The following is an 18,823-nucleotide window of genomic DNA, read 5'->3' on the forward strand; positions in this document are numbered from 1 at the left end:
CGTGCGTAGTCCGGGGTCTGGAGCAGTCCGGGGATCAGCTGGTTCTCGTACGCGTGGATCCCGGCGGCCGTCGCCTCTGCCTCCAGGTAGTCCTCGAACCAGGCGGCCACCGCGCTGAGTGGTACCTCCTCGGCCACTTCCAGAAGTGCACCTTGTGCACTCAGCATCTCGTCGGCGATGGCGACGAAATTTCCCTTCGGGCGCCGCTCTCCGCGCTCGATCATGGCCACCTGGGACTTGGAATATCCGGTCTCCCGCCCCAGGGCCTCCTGCGAGACGCCCGCCCGCTCCCGGTAGAACCGCAGCAGTCTTCCGAAGGCCTTCGCAGCCCCTGGGCCTCCGCTGTTCCCCTTGTTCACAGCCCACCTCCCCGAGTGCACAGTCCTGCACAAACGGACTGTGTCGCTGGTCACAGGAGACCACGCCCTCCAAGCTGGCCGCATGAATCTGCGCAAGTCGCTTGACATCGTGCCCTCTTGGGTGCCCGCCACCGGTCACGCCCTCCGTCACGCGGGCGTGCACTTCGACGCCGTACGGATCGGAGGGTTCCTCGGCGAGGACGTGGCGTACCGCCTGATGGCGTTCACGGACTTCCAGGCGGGCCCGATCGTCCGGGAGGCCACCGGCGCGAAGAACCTGTACTTCCTCGTGCCGCCAGGAACCGTCGCCGGTTACGACTGGCCGGCTCCGGTGAGGGCGCTGAGTGGCGGGGGCCGGAGCGAGGCGTACGTGGGAATCCCGGCGCTGCACGGGCTGACCTGGCCGCTGGACTGGAGGTCGCGGCCGACAATCGAAGATCCGTTCGTGGAAACGGAGTTGCTGCATAGGACCGTGAAATGTGCGGTACGGTAACCGCAAAATCACGCTCCGTGAGATATGGAGCGGCCCTCGGGGGTGCAGCAACACTCCCCGAGGGCCTTCATCGCTAGTGGTCAAGTGAGGTCCACCAGAAATGCTCCGTCATGCTATCGACCCCGTTCGCTGTTACACCAAGGCTTCGAACAGTGTCGTGCGACACCCGCGTCTGAACAGCGACGCGAAGCTCCTCCTGATCTACGTCCAGGGCCTGCCCGAGATCGCGAGCGGGAAGCCGCTCGGGGAGCACGCCACGGACCTGGGCATGCGCCCCCGCGCGTACCACCGGGCGAAGGAGGGCCTGACGGAGTGCGGGTACCTCCACGAGTGGAAGTACCAGAGCAGGCGCGGGCATTGGATCACCGAGCAGCTGCTGTCGAACGTCACCCTCACGCGTGAGGAGGCGAACGCGATCCGGGACGGGATTCCGACCGAGTCTCCGGATGACGCGGGACCGACTGCCGGTTTTCGGGGTCCCCGGTGGGCCGGACCTTCTCCTTCGGTAGAGAAAGACGGAGAGAAGAAGACCTCTCCCCACCCACCCACCGAAGCGCACGCGCCGGAACCGGACCCCGCCCCGGAGGCCGACCCCGCCCCGGCAAGCGAGACCACCCCGCAGACCGACCCCGCCCCCGCCGACCCCGCTCCCGAAGTCGTCGAGGCCGAGCGCGTGCTGCTCTCCCTCCGGCACCAGAACCGGGACCTGCTGCTCGGCGTCCGGGAGGCCCGTGGGCTTGCGGAGACGGCGGCGGAGTGGCTCCGCCGGGGCGTGTCCGTCGCGGACCTGCGCCATGCGCTGACGGCGCATCTGCCGCGTGGTGGGGTCCGTTCGGCGGTGGGTTTCCTCCGCCACCGCCTGACGCAGAAGCTCCCGGCCGAGCCCCTCCCGACGGCGACGATCGCGACGGCCGAGGCATCCGCCGCCGACCCGTCCACGCCCCGCGTCGCCGCCCTGGTGACCTGCGAAGGACCGGGTAACACCCACGTCTTCCGCCCCGCCGCCGACGAGACCCTCTGCGGCCCCTGCCGGAGGGACGAGGCCTGGAAGGCCCACGCACGCCGCTGTCAGCCCGAGCCCGACAAGGGCGCCTCCGTCCCCTGGCGGGAGCGCGTGGACGCGATCGTCCGGTCGCAGCCCTCCTGAAAGGCCGCGGCCGTCAGTCGTCCTCGGGCAGATGGAAGTAGACGGTTCCGGACCACCACGAGCCGTGTTCGGTCATCTCGTCCGAGAGGACGATGTCCTGGACCTCGACGGGCCCCAGGGCCTCGACGGAGTCGGCGAGTCGGCGCAGGAGGTCGGGCACGCTGTCGCAGCCGGGCCCGAGGGGATTGGCCTGAGAGAAGTGGCGTACCGTCCAGTGCTTCGGAGTCTCGGTCACGACACGAGCCTAGGGGGCGTCTTGCCGGTCAGGCCGGGCCGGACCGAGGCGAGGGCCGGACGGGCACGTCTCCGCCTACCCGAGTCCACCGAGACGGAGGGCGTCCTCGATCTCGCTGAGCTTCGCGGAGGGCAGGACCCCCGCTCGCTCGATCAGGTCGTCCCGGGACACTGTGGTCAGCCACGTGCAAGGGGTAACGCCTGGACGCGGAAGCGCGATCCGCAGCACGCCTTCACAGGGCAGCCCTTCCATGGCGCCGACTGCCACTTCGACGCCCAGACCGCTGAGGTCGACGCCCGCCGGAGCGACGACCTGCATCACCTGGATTCCGGACGCGTCGTCTCCCGACAGCAGTACGACCGGCCGCCGCTCGTCGAACGCGACCCACCAGACTTCGCCACGTTGCACATGTCCTCCTGACACAGGACGGCAGGCGGACGCTGCGCGACCCTGACGCGTTGGGGAGACGGGTGTGGCCACCGTTGATCATCGGTGTGTGAAGACGGAAGACCATGCGGTGGCCGCGGATCACAGCGTAGACCCCGCCCGCTGGATCGTGTTGACCGTCCCGGCAGCCAGTGCTGGAGTCGGCACGTGAACAGCATCCCCGCCAACCGGCGGCTCTGGAACCGGATCAGCAGCTCCTACCAGCACGCGCACGACCCGCAGATCGGCGCCGCACCCCGGCTGTGGGGCATGTACTCCATCCCCGACGCGCACCTGCGCGCCCTGGGTGACGTCACCGGCAAGCGCGTCCTCGAACTCGGCTGCGGCGCCGGCCAGTGGTCCAGGGCGCTCACCGCCGAGGGCGCCACCGTGGTCGGGCTCGACCTGTCCGAAGCCCAACTCGCCGCAGCGGTCGACGCGATGGGAGCGGACCGCTACCCGCTGGTGCAAGGCTCCGCCGAGCAGCTCCCCTTCGCCGCCGACAGCTTCGACCTGGTGTTCTGCGACTTCGGTGGGCTCAGCTGGGCGCCCCCGCACCTGGCCGTCCCGCAGGCCGCACGCGTCTTGCGCCGAGGCGGGCGCCTGGTGTTCAACGTCGCCAGCCCATGGTTCGAAGCGTGCTACGACGAAGCCGCCGGCCGCGTGACCACGACGCTGCGGCAGGACTACTTCGGCCTGGACACCATCGCCGAGGGCGACGGCGCGACCAGCTATCAGCTCACCTACGGCGACTGGGTCAGGGTCCTGCGCGGCGCGGGTCTCGTCATCGACGACCTCATCGAGCCACGGCCCGAACCGGGAACACCCAACGGCTACAACGAGACCGACCCACCCGACTGGGCACACCGCTGGCCGGCGGAACTGCTCTGGGTCACCCACAAACCGTAGGTTCCGCCGCTACGAGCCATGCGAGCTCGCGAACGTGCTTCTTCGTTCACCGCAGCCGGAACCAGACCTGCACCTCACCCGTCTCGGCCGGAGCCAGCGCCTCGGCCGGGCGGCGGGTGTCCTCGGTGAAGCCGAGGCGGGCAGGGACGGCGGCGCTGGGGGTGTTGGCCGGGTCGTGGACGATCTCGACGCGCTCGACGCCGGGGAGGCGGAAGGCCTCCTCGGTCAGGGCGCGGGCGGCCCGGGTGGCGACGCCGCGGCCGGTGGCGGCGGGGTGCAGCCAGTAGCCGATCTCGCGGGTGTCGGCGGGGGTGTCCGCGTACCGGGCAAGGCCGCAGGAGCCGACGATGGCGCCGTCGAGGACGATCGCGTAACTGCACTCGACCCCGCTCGCCCAGCGTTCCGCGCGGCCGGCCAGGAAGTCCGCGACGCGGGCCGGGCTGTGCTCGGCGACCCACGGCATCCAGGGGCGCAGGTGGTCGAGCGACTCGTCGATGACCCGGGAGAACTCCGGCAGGTCCGCCCCGGCGTCGTACGCGCGCAGCGTGAGCCCGCCGTCGACGACGATCACGGGCTGCGGGAGCGGGAGCGGCTGCGGGAGGGGGAGGCTCATGCGGCGAGGATCGTACGGCGGGCCCGCGCGCGGCAAGGGAATTCCCCGGGTGTGACCGCGCCCCGGCGCCGTGAGACGCAGGTCACATCAGGGCATGTCACAGCGCGGTGGGCCCATTCCGTCCTGGGTGTGGAGGCAACGACAACACCCCACGGAGGAAGCCGCCATGAACGCTCGTCTGAACATGTTCGAGAGCCCCATCGCCGCCAAGGTGTGGAAGCACATCATCATGGCCGGCAAGGCCCTCGACGACTCGACGCTGCCCGTCGCGACGCGGGAGCTCGTGAAGATCCGCGCCAGCCAGATCAACGGCTGCGGTTTCTGCCTCGACATGCACACCAAGGACGCCGCGGCCGCCGGCGAGAGCCAGCTGCGCCTGCACATGGTCGCGGCCTGGCGTGAGGCCACGGTCTTCACCGACGCCGAGCGCGCCGCCCTCGAGCTGACGGAGCAGGGCACCCGCCTCGCCGACGGCGGCCGGGTCACGGACGAGGCGTGGGCGAACGCCGCCAAGTACTACGACGAGGAGGAGCTCTCCGCCCTGGTCGCCGCCATCGCGATCATCAACGCGTTCAACCGAGGCAACGTGATGATCCAGATGCCCGGCGGCGAGTACCAGCCCGGCCAGTTCGGCTGAGAAGCACCGCCGCCCGGTCACCGCCCCCGTCACCGCCCTTCCTCGTAAAGGAAAACGTCCATGAACCTCGCCCTGTGGATCGTCACCGGACTGCTCGCCCTCGCCTTCCTGGCCGGTGGCGCCTACAAGGTGGCCGTACCGAAGGAGAAGATCGCCGCCGCCGGACCCAGCGGGCGGTGGGTCGACGACTTCAGCGGCGGGTCCGTCAAGGCCATCGGAGCCCTTGAGGTGCTGGGCGCCATAGGCCTGATCCTGCCCGCCGCGCTCGACATCGCGCCGGGCCTGGTGCCGGCGGCCGCCATCGGCCTGCTGATCATCATGGTGGGGGCGGCGATCACCCGGATCCGGCGGAACGAGCTGAAGCTCGTGGGGGTGGACGTGGTCTACGTCGTCCTCATCGGCTTCGTGGTCTGGGGCCGCCTCGGCCCCGAGTCCTTCACGGGCTGACCGAGAGCCGGGAGGCGGTACGAAGGCGGCGGTACGCACGGTGTGCGTACCGCCGCCGACGGCTGTCCTCCCGGATGCCGTGCTAGCCCTTGCTGACCGCCGCCAGGATCTCCGGCAGCCGGTTCGCCGTCCGAGGAGCCGCCACCTTGAGGCCCGCCCAGGCGAGGACCGCGCCGTAGAGCGCGCCCACCGGGAGCAGGAGCCACAGCAGCGAGTCCTGGTCGGACAGGTGCAGGTACACCGTCGCGCCGATGAGCGGGCCGCAGAGCAGCGGGGCCGTGAGCATGCCGCCGAGGATCGAGATCCAGGCGAGACCGGCCTGCCCGGGCGCCACGTTCTTGTAGCCGCTGTCCTGCGGGATCGAGTACGGGAAGAAGGCCGAGGCCACCGCGCCCGTCGCCAGCATCGCGCCGAGCAGCGCGAACGCCAGGCCGAGCGCCTCGGGGAGCCGTGACCAGTCACCGAGGACGGCGGTCGTCAGGACGGTGACGAGCGTCGCGTACGGCAGGGTCACGGCCAGCAGGGCCAGGGCACGCGCGCGGAGTTCGGCGTACGCGTCGGCGGTCGACGCGAGGGTCTGCGCGACCATCCAGAACGCCGAGGTGTCCTGGCCGAACTGGTTGTACATCAGCATGCCGAGCATCCCGGAGGCGAAACAGGCCCAGTAGATCGAGCCCGTGCCCTGGAAGGCGTTGAACAGCGGCACGATCAGACCGAGGGCGAGCGACGTCACCCACGAGGCCTTCGTCTTCGGGTCGCGCCACATGTAGCGCATGCTCCGCTCCATGACGGCGCCCGTACGCCCGCCGGGCAGGATCCGGCCCAGGAGCCCCGTACCCGAGGACTTCTCGCGGACGCCCGCGCCCGACGCGGCCCCGATCGTGGAACCGTCCGGCTCGACCATCAGCCGGACCAGGCTCCGCTGCCACCAGTACACGAGCGCCACGAGCACGGCGGCGGTGAGCAGCAGCCGGGCAGCCGCCGACCCGTAGTCGCCGGCGCTCGCCGCGTCGACCGCGCCGATCGCCGCCGCGGGCGGCAGCCAGTCGGCGACGGCCGCCACCGGTTCGAGGGCGGTCAGCCCCCCGGGCCGGCTGAGGCGCTGGGCGCCGAAGTTCACGAGCTGCATGCCGACCGCGATGAGGAGGCCGCTCAGGAGCGCCAGGTCGCGTCCCTTGCGGGAGGTGAGCAGCCGGACGTTGGCGGCGGCGACGGCCCGGGACAGCGCCACGCACACGGCGACCGTCAGCGGCACCGCGACGACGGCCGCGAGCACGGCGGCCGTGCCGTGCGCGACCGACAGGGCCGCGCCGAACGCCAGGAACAGGGTGAGGACGGGACCGACACCGACGAGGGAGGCCACGAACAGGGCCCGGATCAGCGGCCGGGGCCGCAGCGGCAGCATCACGAGCCGCGACGGATCGAGGGTCTCGTCACCGCCCGGCACGAACAGCGGCATCACCGCCCACGCGAGCGCGGTCACCCCGGTGAGGAGGACGGCGATGGTCCCGGCGTCGGCGCTGCCCCGCACCAGGACGAAGGCGAGCACCATGCCCGCCGCGAAGACCACCCCGAAGACGATCGAGACGATGTACGCGGCGGTCCGCCCGCCCGACTGCTTCAGGCCGTTGCGAAGCAGCGACAGCTTGAGCCGTACGAAGACGGACGTGAGGGACGGTACGGAGGACGCGGCGGCGGCCGCGGCGGGGGTCGTCACGGCGCTCATCGCTGCGCCCCGCCGCCCAGCCAGTCGAGCGAGTCCCCGGCCGCCTCGCGCCCGTTCGCGCCGACCAGTTCGAGGAACGCGGCCTGCAGCGAGGGCGCGTCGCCCCGCACCTCGGCGAGCGGTCCCTGGGCCCGGATCTGGCCCGCGGCCATCACGGCGACCCAGTCGCAGAGCGACTCGACGAGTTCCATGACGTGGCTGGAGAAGACGACGGTCGCGCCGGAGGCGGTGTACCGCTCAAGAACGCCGCGGATGGTCTGCGCCGAGACGGGGTCGACGCCCTCGAAGGGCTCGTCGAGGAAGAGCACCTCGGGGTTGTGGAGCAGCGCGGCCGCGAGCCCGATCTTCTTCCGCATGCCGGTCGAGTAGTCGACGACCAGCTTGTTCTGCGAACCGGTCAGGTCGAGGACATCGAGGAGCTGCGCGGCCCGCTTGTCGACCTCGGCGCCCGGCAGGCCCCGCAGCCGGCCGCTGTACGCGAGGAGTTCACGGCCGGAGAGGCGCTCGAAGAGCCGCAGGCCCTCCGGCAGGATGCCGATCCGCGCCTTGACCCGCGCGACCGACTCCGGGTCGGCCCACACGTCGTGCCCGGCGACGTGGATGCGGCCCTGGTCGGGCCGGAGCAGGCCGGTGATCATGGAGAGGGTGGTGGTCTTGCCGGCGCCGTTGGGGCCGACGAGCCCGATGAAGCGGCCGGCGGGCAGGACCAGGTCGATCCCGTTCACCGCGATCTGCTGGCCGAATCGTTTCCACAGTCCCTCGACACGCACAGCGGGCGCCGCACCTTCCCCCGGTGCGGCGCCCGCCTTGTCGAAAGTTTTCTCAAATGCCTGGTCAGGCATGGTGCTTCAACCCCTTTTCGGTCCCCGTGTGTACGGGCCCCACCCTAAAGGGGGTGTCCGTGGGGTCCCTAGGGTCACGACGTGCGGCTTCTCGCCTCCGCCGCTTCCCGGCCGCACGCGTACGCGAGGGCGCTGATCAGCTCCTCCGCGTCGGGCAGCCAGCGGTTCGCCGGCGTGGGGCGCCGGGCCCACTGCACCGCGCCGGAGCCGCCGATCCGGGTCGGCGGGGCCGCCACGTAGTGGCCCTCGCCGCGGGTGGTGAGATCGAGGGAGGAGGGGACCCAGCCCAGCTTCCGGACGAGGTCCGGCACCTTGGCGGCGGCGCCCGGCAGGACGAAGAAGTACATCCGGCGGTCCGGGGTGCAGGTCACGGGGCCGAGCGTCAGCTCCATGCGCTCCATCCGGGCGAGCGCGAGGAAACCGGCCGACTCGGAGACCTCGATCGCGTCGAACGTGCGGCCCGTCGGCAGCAGGATCGACGACTTCGGCTGCTTCGACCACATGCGCCGGGCGCCGACCCCGCTGCCGGTCGCCTGGGTCGACCAGTCGGGCCTGATCGCGTGGGCGCCGGGCCGGGCGCACGCGTCAGCACCGCACGAACAGCGTTCCCTGCCTTCGACGGCCTCCAGCCAGGTCCCGGGGAACACGTCCCAGTGCCGCTCTTCCGCGTACCGCACAGCGCTGTCCAGCAGCTGCTCGCCTCGCTGCTTGGGGATCTGTGCGGCTTCCGTGACTCCGATGGTCTCTTCCACGGTGAACACAACTTCCGCCGCCACCTGGGGTTACGGGCGGGACGCCGAGCGGTGTGAGGCATCGATCCTGCACGCGGGGCGCATCGGTGCACGGGCGGGGGCGCGCGGGGGCCCGGGGAGCGGGGATGGGTACGCAGAGGTGGGGGCGCCGGCGGTGAGGAAGCGGCCGACGTGTCCGGTTTCGCGTGTTCACATCGGCATTGACCGGATATTCACCGGGCAGTGATCAGTTCTCTTGTGATCACCGCACGGCCTCAGGGGGTACTCATGGCAGCCAGACCACTCGTTCCGCGTCAGCTCAACGAACGGCTCCAGGCGCTCATTCAGGAGGCGGGCTGCTCCAACGCCGGTCTCGCCCGCAGAGTCAACATGGTCGGCGCGGAGCGCGGCCTCGACCTGCGGTACGACAAGACCTCGGTGGCGCGCTGGCTGCGCGGACAGCAGCCGCGCGGCCGCGCGCCGGGGATCATCGCCGAGGCGCTCGGCCGCAAGCTGGGCCGTACCGTCACGATCGACGAGGTCGGCATGGCCAACGGCCGGAACCTCGCCGCCGGGGTGGGGCTCCAGTTCGCGCCGACCGTGCCCGGGGCGATCGAGCAGGTCTGCGAGCTGTGGCGCAGCGACGTCGGCCGCCGTGACTTCCTCTCCGGCTCCACCATCGCCGCCTCGGCCCTCGTCGAGCCCAGCCGGGACTGGCTGATCACGGTGCCGGACACGCACGTGGCCCGGATGGCGGGGGCCCGCGTCGGCGTCGCGGACGTGACGGCCGTACGGGAGATGACGACCGCGCTCGTCGGCCTCGACCGGCGGTTCGGCAGCGGCCATGTGCGGCCGGTGGTCGTCCACTACCTCAACAGCGTGGTGTCGGGCATGCTGTCCGGCTCCTACCGGGAGGCCGTCGGCCGGCAGCTGTTCGCGGCCGTCGCCCGACTCACCGAACTCGCCGGGTACATGGCGGTGGACACCGGCGAACCGGGGCTTGCCCAGCGGTACTACATCCAGGCGCTGCGGCTCGCGCAGGCGGCCGGTGACCGAGGGTACGGCGGATACGTCCTCGCCGCCTCGATGAGCCACCTCGCCGCACAGCTCGGCAGCCCCCGGGAGATCGCCCAGTTGGCGCGGGCCGCGCAGGAAGGGGCGCGGGGCAAGGTGCCGCCGAGGGCGGAGGCGATGTTCCTCGCGGCCGAGGCCCGGGGGCACGCGCTCCTCGGGGACGTCCGCGCCTTCGAGGCGGCGGCGGGAGGTGCCGCACGGGCCCTGGAGCGGGCCGATCCGGAGGCGGGCGACGACCCGGCGTGGATCGCCCACTTCGACCACGCGTATCTCGCGGACGAACTGGCCCACTGCTACCGGGACCTGGGGCAGCCGGAGGCCTCCGCGCGGGCTGCCGAGGAGTCGGTCGCCGGGCACCCGGAGTCGCGGGTGCGGCGGCGGGCGATCGGGCTCGCCCTGCTCGCCTCGGCGCAGGTCCAGCAGCGGGAGGTCGAGCAGGCCTGCCGGACGGGGACCCGGGCGCTCGAACTCCTCGGCACACTGCGGTCGTCGCGGGGCACGGAGTACCTGGACGATCTGCGGGACCGACTGGAGCCGTACGCGGGAGAGCCGGTGGTACGGGAGTTCGGGGCGCGCGTCGAGCTGTACGCGGCGTAGGCCTTCGGCGACGAGGGAAGGTTGTGTAACCGGGCTCACACGTGTGTGCGGAGCCCGGCGCGCACCCGGTAGCGTGAGCCGACGATTCCGTAGGTCCATCAGTAGGAGTCCCGGTGACGCAGAACGGACAGGGTCCGGAGCCGCAGTACCCGGCGGTGCCCCCCGCGCAGAACGGTCAAGGGGGAGCACAGTCGTACGGTGGCGCCTGGGGTCCCGCCGGCGCCGCGCCGGGCGGACAGCCCCTGCCGCCCGCGCAGCCGCTGCCTCCTGAGGCGACGCCGGGCGGCGCGGCCGACATGCAGTCCACCCAGTACCTGCCGCCGGTCCCGCCGCAGGGCGCACCGCCGCAGCCGGGCTACGGCTACCCGCACCAGGGCGCCCCGGGCGCCGCCGACATGCAGGCGACGCAGCACATCGCCCCGGTGGCGGGCGGGATGCCGCCGGTGTCGGGCGGGATACCCCAGGGACCGGGCGGGATGCCGCCGGCGTCGGGCGGGATGCACCAGGCTCCACCTCCGCAGGGGTACGGCTATCCGCCGCCGGTCTCGGCTCCGCAGCCCGGGTACGGGTACCCGCCGCCGGCCGCCGGGGACATGCAGGCGACCCAGCACATCGCCCCGCTGCCGCCGCAGCAGCAGGGCGGCGGCTCCCACACCCAGTTCCTCGGTACGGGACCGCTCTCCGCGCAGGGGCAGCAGGGCCCCGGCCCCGCGGGCGCCGCCGACGCGACCCAGTACATCGCGCCCGTTCCGGCGCAGGAACCCGGTGAGCGGCAGCCGCCCGCCGAGTTCGACAACCTCTTCCGTACGGAGGCCCCGCGGCCGCCGCAGCAGCCGCAGCCGCACACGCAGGCGTACCAGCAGCCGGCCCCGGCCCCGTACCAGCAGCACCAGCAGCACCAGCCGCAGCACCACCAGCCGCCGCAGCATCAGCAGCACCAGCAGCCGCCCGCGCCCCCGCAGCAGTACGCGTACCAGGGCGCCTACTACGAGGGCGACGAGCCCGAGCCGCCGCGCCGCAAGGCGCCGGTCGCGCTGATCGCCGTCGTCGTCGCCGGCTGCGCCGTCGTCGGCCTCGGCGCCGGCGCGCTCCTCAGCGGCGGCGACGAGGAGAAGGACCCCAAGGCCCCCGGGCAGAACGTGGCGGCGAGCTCCGCCGCGCCGTCGTCCACCGAGGCGCCGCCGCCCACCGAGAAGCCCGTCGACCCGGCCGAGCCGCAGGCGCGGGAGCTGAGCAAGCTGCTCGCGACCAGCAGCAGCAGCCGTGACACGGTGATCAGCTCGGTCGAGTCCATCAAGCAGTGCAAGAACCTCGACAAGGCCGTCGCCGACCTGCGCGCGGCGGCCGACCAGCGCCGGGGCCTGGTCACCAAGCTCCAGTCGCTGTCGGTCGACAAGATCCCGGACAACAGCGCCCTGACGGCGGCCCTCACCAAGGCCTGGCGGGCCTCGGCGGCGGCCGACGACCACTACGCGGCCTGGGGCACCCAGATGAAGGCCAAGAAGGCGTGCAAGGGCGGCAAGGCCCGCTCGACCAACCGCCTGGTCGAGGCGAACCAGCAGAGCGGCGTGGCCACCGCCGCGAAGAAGGAGGCGGCCTCGCTGTGGAACCCGACCGCCTCGAAGTACGGCCTGGAGAAGCGGAGCTACTCCCAGCTGTGAGCGGGCCCCGCCGGATCTGAGAAGGGCCTCGCCGGAACCGGCGAGGCCCTTCTTCCGACGAGGGATCTACGGGGCGCTGAGGACGGTCTCGCCGACGTCGACGAAGCCGGGCTTCTGCGCCACGAGCCGCCCCTCGCGGACCACCTGGAACGTCACCTCGTGGTTGACGATCCGGGGGAAGCTGGGGGCGCCGAGCAGGTCCTCGTACTTCCAGCGCAGGGTGGGGGTCAGACCACCGGTGTCGATCCGCTCGCCCCGGTCCAGGGCGTGGGCGATCTTCGTGGCCGTGATCCGGTCGGTGTCGAGGGCCTCGATGACCTCCTTGAGCACGGTGTACGCGATCCAGGTGGTCTGGACGCCCGCGTCGGCCGGGTCGACCCGGTTGTCGGCGAAGGCGTGCTCCTGGATGACCTTGCGCATCGGCGCCCAGCTCTTGTCGGACGACTCCGGGTACCAGCCGGTGACGAACGCGCCCTCGAAGGGGCTGCGGGCGCCGCCGGTACGGTCGATCACCGGCTGGCCGACGCTGCCGAGGACCGACGAGATCCGTACGGCGTCCCGCTTGCCGTCCGAGCCGCCCTCGCCCGTGCCCTCGCCCTCGTCCTCCGCCGGGAGCCGGCGGAAGGAGTCGAAGAACGTCTGGGTGCGCTCGCCGAGGACGGCGGTGACACAGCCGTCCTCGTCACCGGCCTTCTCACGGGCCCGGTCGGCCTGCGCGGTGTACTCGGCCGCGTCCTCGACGGCCGGGATGTCGACGGCGCCGCGGTGACGCGTCGTGCGGAGACCGGAGTTGAGGAGCTCGGGAAGCTTGTCGCCGGCGAGGGTGTCGGGCCGGACCAGGGAGACCGTGCGGCAGGACTCGGCGAGCTGCATGCCGTGACCGGCGATGAGGGACGCCTGCCCGCCGTTGACGGGGTAGGAGAGCGGGCTGGTGAACTCGTCCTCCGAGATGCCGTAGCCGCCGATGTACGGGATGCCGGCGGCCTCCAGGGGCGCCATGAAGGCGCGCCCGTTCTGGCTGTACGAGCCGACGACGGCGACCGCGTTCTCGTGGACGGCCCGGCGGGCACAGGCGGCGGCGCCGGTGCCGGTGTTGTGTTCGTTACAGGTGAGGACGCGCAGTTCGTGGCCGTCGATACCGCCCTGGGCGTTGACCCACCGGGCGAAGGCCTGGGCCATCGCGGGCATTCCGGGCATGTTGGTCGCCCGGGTCTGGTCGGGGGCCCACGTCATCACCGTGACGGGCTCCCTGGAGCCCCCCGTGGCCCCAGGGAGCACGCCACACCCGGTGAGCAACGAGGCTCCGGTCGCCGCGGTCGTGACGTACGCGAGGAGTGAGGTCAGTCGCCTACCGGTCATGGGCATGCACATTTCCGTCTCATGGGTAACGCGGGAGTGTGCACGGTTCAACGGTGGGTGACGTGAAGGTGAATTACGGGAGCCGCGAGGGGCGGACACCGCTGACCGGACAAGGGAACGTACGATCGAAACGTGTCCAGTCCAGTCTCCGGTTCGGTTAACTCTTCCCGTCGCGGCCGTCGCTCCTCCACCATGGGCGGCATGCCGCTCAACGACATGCCGTGGTGGCGCTGGCGCAGCAACGTGCGCTCGGCGCTTCACATGCTCTCCGACCCCGGGTTCCACGAGACGACCTGGCTCGCCGGCCTCGAGGGGTACGGGGACGTCACCGACGCCGTCTACCGCCTGGTCGAGGACACCTGGCTCGACAACTGGTCCGCCGAGAAGTACGTCGGCTCGATCTTCCGCGACACCGGCGAGGCCGCCCTCGTCGACGTCGCCGTCCTCCGGGTGCTCCGCATCATGCACCAGGTCGGACCCGACGCCCCGGTCTCCGCGTACCTCGAACACCACGGCTGGCCCGAAGCCGTACGGGCCGCCCGCGAGGCCCACGTACGCCTCGCGCAGGCCGACGGCGAGGACCCCGACACGCCCCCGCGCTCCCTCGACGTGCTCCGGATCATGACCCGGTCCGTCTGACGGACAGTGGGCTTCGTGACCCGCCGGGGTATGGCAGGCTGACAGGATGACCGACCAGTACGTCCTCACCCTCTCGTGCCCCGACAAGCAGGGCATCGTGCACGCCGTGTCGAGCTACCTCTTCATCACGGGATGCAACATCGAGGACAGTCAGCAGTTCGGAGACCGTGACACCGGTCTCTTCTTCATGCGGGTCCACTTCTCGGCCGAAGCCCCCGTGAACGTCGACAAGCTGCGGGCCAGCTTCGCCGCGGTCGGCGACGCCTTCGCCATGGACTGGCAGATCAACCGCGCCGACGAGCGCATGCGGGTCGTCCTCATGGTGTCGAAATTCGGCCACTGCCTGAACGACCTGCTGTTCCGGTCCCGGATCGGGGCGCTGCCCGTCGAGATCGTCGCGGTCGTCTCCAACCACACGGACTTCGAGGAGCTCGTCGGCTCGTACGGGATCCCCTTCCGGTACATCCCGGTGACGAAGGACACGAAGGCGGCGGCGGAAGCGGAACTCCTTGAGCTCGTCCGCTCGGAGAACGTCGAGCTGGTCGTCCTCGCCCGCTACATGCAGGTCCTCTCCGACGACCTCTGCAAGCAGCTCTCCGGCCGGATCATCAACATCCACCACTCCTTCCTCCCCAGCTTCAAGGGCGCCAAGCCGTACCACCAGGCACACATGCGCGGCGTGAAGCTGATCGGCGCGACGGCCCACTACGTGACGGCCGACCTCGACGAGGGCCCGATCATCGAGCAGGAGGTCGAACGGGTGGGCCACGAGGTGACGCCGGACCAGCTGGTGGCGGTGGGCCGGGACGTGGAGTGCCAGGCGCTGGCCCGCGCGGTGAAGTGGCACGCGGAACGCCGAATCCTCCTGAACGGCCGCCGCACGGTCGTCTTCGCGTAACCCGCGGGGCGGCGGCCGCGAGGGGGTGGCTACAGGCGGCTCAGGGACGCTGCTGCTGAGAGGACGTCCCTGATGGCCTCTCGGTCGCCGTCCTGGCCCGCCGCTGCCTCCTCCGGAGGGACATGGCCCGCCACCAGCTGGCAGAACTCCACCCCGTCCATCGCCACCTGCGCCACCGTGTGGTCCGGCGACCCCACCGCCGCCGGGGAGTCCAGGGGGATGTACCAGTGGCCCCCGCCCGCGCCCTCCACCTCCAGGTGGAGCGAGCGGCCCGGTGCGCCCGCCGCCACAAGGTGGCGGGCCGGGGCGGCGAGGCCCGTGCGCCGTCGTCCGGCCAGGGCCGCGGGGAGCAGCCGGGCCGCCAGGTCGATCATGTCGTGGAGGTGCGCGCCGCTCGGCGGCGCGTACGGATACGCCACCGCCTGCGCGATGTCCTCCGCGTGCACCCAGCACTCGAAGGCCCGCTCCAACAGCGAGTCCCGCAGCGGCAGCGCGAAGTCCTTGTAGGTGACCGTCAGGTCCGCCACTCCCCGCCCCGCGAACGAGACCGTGCGGATCAGGGCGTGGCTCTGCTCCCGCCAGGGCTCCCGCAGCGACCGGTTCGCCGGCCGGTCGAGGCCCGACCAGAACTCCTCCGTCCGCTCGGTCGGCGACAGTTCCGGCGTGCCCCTGCCCAGCGGGTCGTCGAGGCCGAGTGCCGCCGCCACCAGGCCGTCCACGGCGAGCAGGTGGCCGATGACCCCGGCGACCGTCGCCTTCCGGCGTACGATCCGGTCCTCCTCGTACCACTTGAGCCGTACCGGCGCGTGCCACTCCGACTCGCCGATGTCCCGCAGCAGCGCGTCGAGCCGCGCGGTCTCCGCGTCGTACGGGGTGACCCAGCCGGGGATCGGGATACGTGCCGGGCGGCGGCCCAGGCAGTTCTCCAGGACGCGGGACCGCAGCAGCGGGTCGAGGTCCAGGTCGCGGTCCTCGTGGAGCAGCGCCACCGCGTCCCGCAGCCGCAGGGCCTCGTCCGCGCACGGCGCGCAGGCCGTGAGGTGGTCCTCGACGGCCTGGGTCTCCCCGGCCGAACACGCCGAAAGTGCCCAGGCCCCGAGGAGGGACTTGAGCACACCGTGGGTGAGGACCGGCACCTCCGGCTCCGGCTCCGGCTCCGGCCCGGGTTCCGGCCCGTGGCCCTCCGCCGTCAGGTCCGCGTGGTCGTCCGCCGCCCGGCGCGGCCCCGGTATCCAGGGGGCGCGTGCGACGTCGTCCCCGTCGCCGTTCGCCCCCGTCACCGTGCCCGTCCGTAGCCGGGCGGCCCGCCGCCCTCGGGGTGCCGGGTGTTCGCCGAGGAGAGCAGCTGGAGGCCGAGGCGGAGGCGCCGCCGCGCCTCGTCCTCGGTGACGCCGAGGTCGGCGGCGGTCTGCCGGTAGTCCCGCCGCTGGAAGTACGCCAGTTCGAGCGCGGCCCTGAGCGGCGTCGGCATGGACGTCACGATGTAGTCGGCGCGGGCCGCGACGGAGGCCCGGCGGACCTTCTGCTCCAGTTCCTCGACGGAGCCCCGGCCCGTCTCCGCGTACGCCGTCGCCTCGGCCTGCCGCAGCCGGTGCACGGCCTGCGACTGGGTGAGCCGGGCGACCCACCCGCGCATGTTGCCCTGCTTCGGGTCGTACGCGTCGGGGTTCTCCCAGATGTAGCCGAAGACCTCGCGGGTGATCTGGTCGGCCGCCTCGTCGTCGTCGAGGACCCGGTGGGCGAGGCTGTGGACGAGGGAGGCGAACCGGTCGTACAGCTCGCCGAGCGCGGCGGCCTCCCCGCGCGCGAGCCGCTGCTGCATCCTGCGGTCCCAGCGCGGTGGTGTGTCCTTCGCCATCCGACCCTCCGCTCTTCCCGGCTTCCGGCTCCCCTCCCGGCTCCCCGGCTCCCCTGTTCTCCTCCAACGTAGTGCGCCCTGCCGACAACGTACGTCCGTTTGCCGCAAGTGCGCCCTTGACGCGGATCCGGGTGGTAAGGAAAGCGTCATCCTTCGCCCCGGGGGTTTCGCCGGGTTACGGCGGGGCAGGCGGCGTCCGTGACGACGATCGAGGTCGACGAGGACGAGTACGGCTCCTGGACGGTGTTCCGGGTGCGGGGAGAACTGGACCTGGTCACCTCCCCCCGGATACGCCGCCGCGTCCACGACGTGGTCGCGGGGGGCCGCCACGACCTCGTGATAGACCTCTCCGCCGTCCGGTTCTGTGATTCCAGCGGGGTCGGCATGCTGATCGCGGCCCGCCGGCTGCTGCGTTCCTGCGGCGGCCGGCTCCGCCTGATACTGCCCGAGGACCGGGAGGGTCACGTCGGCCGGGTGCTCGCCGCGCTCGGCGTCCGGCGCCTCTTCGAGGTGTACGAGAACGTGTCGGCGGCGCTCACCGGCACGGATCCGATCGAGGCCGCGCTCACCGAGACGACGGCCCTGACCGCGAGCGGCCTCACCGCGACGGACCGAATCGCTCCCTGAGCCGGTACTTGAGCACCTTCCGCAGCGTCTCGTTGCGGGGGAGCGCGTCCACCACCTCCAGCTGTTCCGGCAGCTTGTGGACGGAGAGTCCCGCGGCCCGCAGGAAGGCCGTCACCGCGGGCAGCGTCAGCGGCGCGGCGCCCGGCGGCTGTTCGACGACGGCGCAGACGCGTTCGCCGCGCTCGGCGTCCGGGAGGCCTATGACGGCGGTGTCCCCGACGTCCGGGTGCGTGTGGAGGAGGTCCTCGATCTCCTTGGCCGAGATGTTCTCTCCCTTGCGGATGATGACGTCCTTCACGCGGCCCGTGAGGACCAGGTGCCCGCTCGGCGTGAGGTGTCCGACGTCCCCGGTGATGAGGAAGCCGTCCTCGTCGAAGGCGGCGGCCGTCTGCGCCGGGTCCAGATAGCCCCGGCAGACGGCCTCGCCACGCAGCCGGACCTCGCCGGTGGCGGTGATCCGGATCTCCATGCCGGCGGGCGGGCGGCCCTCGGTGGTCGCGAGGTTCTCGGGGGTGTCGTCGGGGGAGCCCATCGTGATCATGGGGACCTCCGTCATGCCGTACCCGTGGGTGAGTCGGCAGCCCAGCTCCTTCCGTACGGCGTGGTACATCTCGGGCGGTTTCGGCGCCCCACCGCCGGCCAGGAGTCGCAGCGTGGGGATGAGCGGCTCGTCCGGACGCCTACGCTGCTCGGCGAGGAACATCGCGTAGAAGGCGGTCGAGCCGCCGGCCACGGTCACCCCGTGCCTGCGGTACTCGTCCAGGGCCTCCGGCAGCGCGAACTGCTCGAACATCACCGCGGGGAAGCCGCAGAGCAGCAGCATCACCGTGTAGTCGGGCCCGGCGATGTGCGCGTACGGGAAGGCCATCGAGCCGACGTCCGCGTCGGTGAGCCGCAGCGCGTGCGCGAGGCAGGAGCCGCCCGCGAGGAGGGAGCGGTCGGTGTGCAGGACGCCCTTGGGGTCGGAGGTCGTGCCGGACGTCCAGTAGATCCAGCGGACGTCGGTCCCCGACGAGGGCGGTGGGGGCAGCACGGCCGGGTCGCCGTCCGGCAGGGAGTCGTACGCCTCGAAGACGCCGCGCGCGCCGAGCCGCCCGGCCATCTCCGTGTGGTCGAATCCGCGCCAGACGCCGGGGATGGCGAAGAACTCGGCCTTGGACTCGCGCAGCGCGAAGCCGACCTCCTTGTCCCGGTAGAAGGGGATCACGGGCGTCTGTACGGCTCCGATGCGGGCGAGCGCGAAGGAGAGCACCGCGGTCTCGATGCGGGTGGGCAGCTGCCAGGCGACGACGGTGCCGGGTCGCACGCCCATGCCGTACAGGCCGGCGGCGCAGCGCTCGGCGCGCTCGCGCAGGCCGCCGAAGGTGAGGACGCGGTCGCCCTGGAGGAGGACGGGCCGGTCGGGGGTGAGGGCGGCGCGGCGGGCGACGAGCTCCCAGAGCGTGCGGGAGCCGTCGAGAGTGTGTGCGGTCTCATTCATCCCGTACTCCCCTTGGCTGACGTTCCGTCAGTTCGTGCGGCGAGCGTAGAGGTCAGGCGCTTGTC

The 18,823-nt window shown here is 72.0% G+C and carries 21 protein-coding genes; 10 read left to right on the plus strand and 11 right to left on the minus strand.

Features of this window, described 5'->3' with window-relative positions; all coding sequences use genetic code 11:
• Positions 1-359 (minus strand): helix-turn-helix domain-containing protein (locus ACZ4VK_RS14905; RefSeq protein WP_468352265.1); only part of this gene is annotated, 359 nt, incomplete at its 3' end.
• Positions 360-441: 82 nt separating this feature from the next.
• Between ACZ4VK_RS14905 and ACZ4VK_RS14910 the strand changes: the two genes are divergently transcribed.
• The gene (locus ACZ4VK_RS14910; RefSeq protein ID WP_468352266.1) at positions 442-852 is read left to right on the plus strand and encodes a hypothetical protein; all 411 of its coding nucleotides are present in this window, start codon (positions 442-444) and stop codon (positions 850-852) included.
• Between the two features lie 157 nt (positions 853-1,009).
• Complete coding sequence (locus tag ACZ4VK_RS14915; RefSeq protein WP_468352268.1) at positions 1,010-1,999, plus strand: hypothetical protein; 990 nt, start codon at positions 1,010-1,012, stop codon at positions 1,997-1,999.
• Positions 2,000-2,012: 13 nt separating this feature from the next.
• Here the strand turns inward: ACZ4VK_RS14915 and ACZ4VK_RS14920 are convergent, their stop codons facing one another.
• Together ACZ4VK_RS14920 and ACZ4VK_RS14925 are read right to left on the minus strand one after the other, a co-directional pair.
• On the minus strand, positions 2,013-2,234 hold the full coding sequence (locus ACZ4VK_RS14920; protein ID WP_468352270.1) for a hypothetical protein: 222 nt from the start codon (positions 2,232-2,234) through the stop codon (positions 2,013-2,015).
• 75 nt (positions 2,235-2,309) lie between these two features.
• A complete protein-coding gene (locus ACZ4VK_RS14925) occupies positions 2,310-2,642 on the minus strand; it encodes a type II toxin-antitoxin system PemK/MazF family toxin (RefSeq protein ID WP_468352272.1) in 333 nt (110 codons plus the stop codon).
• A 186-nt stretch (positions 2,643-2,828) separates the two neighbouring features.
• Here ACZ4VK_RS14925 and ACZ4VK_RS14930 point away from each other — a divergent pair, with 186 nt between their 5' ends.
• Complete coding sequence (locus ACZ4VK_RS14930; RefSeq protein WP_468352273.1) at positions 2,829-3,569, plus strand: class I SAM-dependent methyltransferase; 741 nt, start codon at positions 2,829-2,831, stop codon at positions 3,567-3,569.
• A 46-nt stretch (positions 3,570-3,615) separates the two neighbouring features.
• Here ACZ4VK_RS14930 and ACZ4VK_RS14935 read toward each other — a convergent pair whose 3' ends face one another.
• Positions 3,616-4,182: a GNAT family N-acetyltransferase gene (locus ACZ4VK_RS14935; RefSeq protein WP_468352275.1), complete on the minus strand. Its 567-nt coding sequence runs from the start codon at positions 4,180-4,182 to the stop codon at positions 3,616-3,618.
• A gap of 166 nt (positions 4,183-4,348) precedes the next feature.
• Between ACZ4VK_RS14935 and ACZ4VK_RS14940 the strand changes: the two genes are divergently transcribed.
• Positions 4,349-4,819 carry a carboxymuconolactone decarboxylase family protein gene (locus ACZ4VK_RS14940; protein ID WP_468352277.1) on the plus strand — a complete coding sequence of 157 codons (471 nt, stop codon included), beginning with the start codon at positions 4,349-4,351 and terminating at the stop codon, positions 4,817-4,819.
• A gap of 60 nt (positions 4,820-4,879) precedes the next feature.
• Positions 4,880-5,266: a DoxX family protein gene (locus tag ACZ4VK_RS14945; RefSeq protein WP_468352279.1), complete on the plus strand. Its 387-nt coding sequence runs from the start codon at positions 4,880-4,882 to the stop codon at positions 5,264-5,266.
• An 82-nt stretch (positions 5,267-5,348) separates the two neighbouring features.
• Here the strand turns inward: ACZ4VK_RS14945 and ACZ4VK_RS14950 are convergent, their stop codons facing one another.
• The 3 genes from ACZ4VK_RS14950 to ACZ4VK_RS14960 form a co-directional block, all read right to left on the minus strand.
• Positions 5,349-6,992, minus strand: a complete 1,644-nt coding sequence (locus ACZ4VK_RS14950) for a transporter (RefSeq protein ID WP_468352281.1) — start codon at positions 6,990-6,992, stop codon at positions 5,349-5,351.
• The gene (locus ACZ4VK_RS14955) at positions 6,989-7,834 is read right to left on the minus strand and encodes an ABC transporter ATP-binding protein (protein ID WP_468352283.1); all 846 of its coding nucleotides are present in this window, start codon (positions 7,832-7,834) and stop codon (positions 6,989-6,991) included. The genes ACZ4VK_RS14950 and ACZ4VK_RS14955 overlap by 4 nt, the downstream gene beginning before the upstream one ends.
• 74 nt (positions 7,835-7,908) lie before the next feature.
• Positions 7,909-8,595, minus strand: coding sequence for a bifunctional DNA primase/polymerase (locus ACZ4VK_RS14960; RefSeq protein WP_468352284.1), 687 nt, complete (start codon positions 8,593-8,595; stop codon positions 7,909-7,911).
• Positions 8,596-8,853: 258 nt separating this feature from the next.
• Between ACZ4VK_RS14960 and ACZ4VK_RS14965 the strand changes: the two genes are divergently transcribed.
• The gene (locus tag ACZ4VK_RS14965; protein ID WP_468352285.1) at positions 8,854-10,236 is read left to right on the plus strand and encodes a transcriptional regulator; all 1,383 of its coding nucleotides are present in this window, start codon (positions 8,854-8,856) and stop codon (positions 10,234-10,236) included.
• 113 nt (positions 10,237-10,349) lie between these two features.
• Complete coding sequence (locus ACZ4VK_RS14970; RefSeq protein ID WP_468352287.1) at positions 10,350-11,897, plus strand: hypothetical protein; 1,548 nt, start codon at positions 10,350-10,352, stop codon at positions 11,895-11,897.
• A 66-nt stretch (positions 11,898-11,963) separates the two neighbouring features.
• Here the strand turns inward: ACZ4VK_RS14970 and ACZ4VK_RS14975 are convergent, their stop codons facing one another.
• Positions 11,964-13,256: an ABC transporter substrate-binding protein gene (locus ACZ4VK_RS14975; protein WP_468352288.1), complete on the minus strand. Its 1,293-nt coding sequence runs from the start codon at positions 13,254-13,256 to the stop codon at positions 11,964-11,966.
• Positions 13,257-13,448: 192 nt separating this feature from the next.
• Between ACZ4VK_RS14975 and ACZ4VK_RS14980 the strand changes: the two genes are divergently transcribed.
• Both ACZ4VK_RS14980 and purU read left to right on the plus strand, forming a co-directional pair.
• Positions 13,449-13,895: an SCO4402 family protein gene (locus tag ACZ4VK_RS14980; protein WP_468352290.1), complete on the plus strand. Its 447-nt coding sequence runs from the start codon at positions 13,449-13,451 to the stop codon at positions 13,893-13,895.
• Positions 13,896-13,941: 46 nt separating this feature from the next.
• Positions 13,942-14,793 (plus strand): formyltetrahydrofolate deformylase, encoded by an 852-nt coding sequence (purU, locus tag ACZ4VK_RS14985; RefSeq protein ID WP_468352292.1) that lies wholly within the window; start codon positions 13,942-13,944, stop codon positions 14,791-14,793.
• 29 nt (positions 14,794-14,822) lie between these two features.
• Here the strand turns inward: purU and ACZ4VK_RS14990 are convergent, their stop codons facing one another.
• Entirely contained in the window at positions 14,823-16,073 is a 1,251-nt protein-coding gene (locus ACZ4VK_RS14990) for a maleylpyruvate isomerase N-terminal domain-containing protein (RefSeq protein ID WP_468352294.1), read from the minus strand.
• A complete protein-coding gene (locus ACZ4VK_RS14995; protein WP_468352296.1) occupies positions 16,070-16,651 on the minus strand; it encodes a sigma-70 family RNA polymerase sigma factor in 582 nt (193 codons plus the stop codon). The genes ACZ4VK_RS14990 and ACZ4VK_RS14995 overlap by 4 nt, the downstream gene beginning before the upstream one ends.
• A gap of 198 nt (positions 16,652-16,849) precedes the next feature.
• Between ACZ4VK_RS14995 and ACZ4VK_RS15000 the strand changes: the two genes are divergently transcribed.
• On the plus strand, positions 16,850-17,278 hold the full coding sequence (locus ACZ4VK_RS15000) for an STAS domain-containing protein (protein WP_468352298.1): 429 nt from the start codon (positions 16,850-16,852) through the stop codon (positions 17,276-17,278).
• Here ACZ4VK_RS15000 and ACZ4VK_RS15005 read toward each other — a convergent pair.
• Entirely contained in the window at positions 17,250-18,758 is a 1,509-nt protein-coding gene (locus ACZ4VK_RS15005; protein WP_468352300.1) for a class I adenylate-forming enzyme family protein, read from the minus strand. The genes ACZ4VK_RS15000 and ACZ4VK_RS15005 overlap by 29 nt on opposite strands.
• Positions 18,759-18,823 lie beyond the last annotated feature (65 nt).

The sequence above is a fragment of the Streptomyces sp. NPDC028711 genome, from assembly GCF_055565415.1.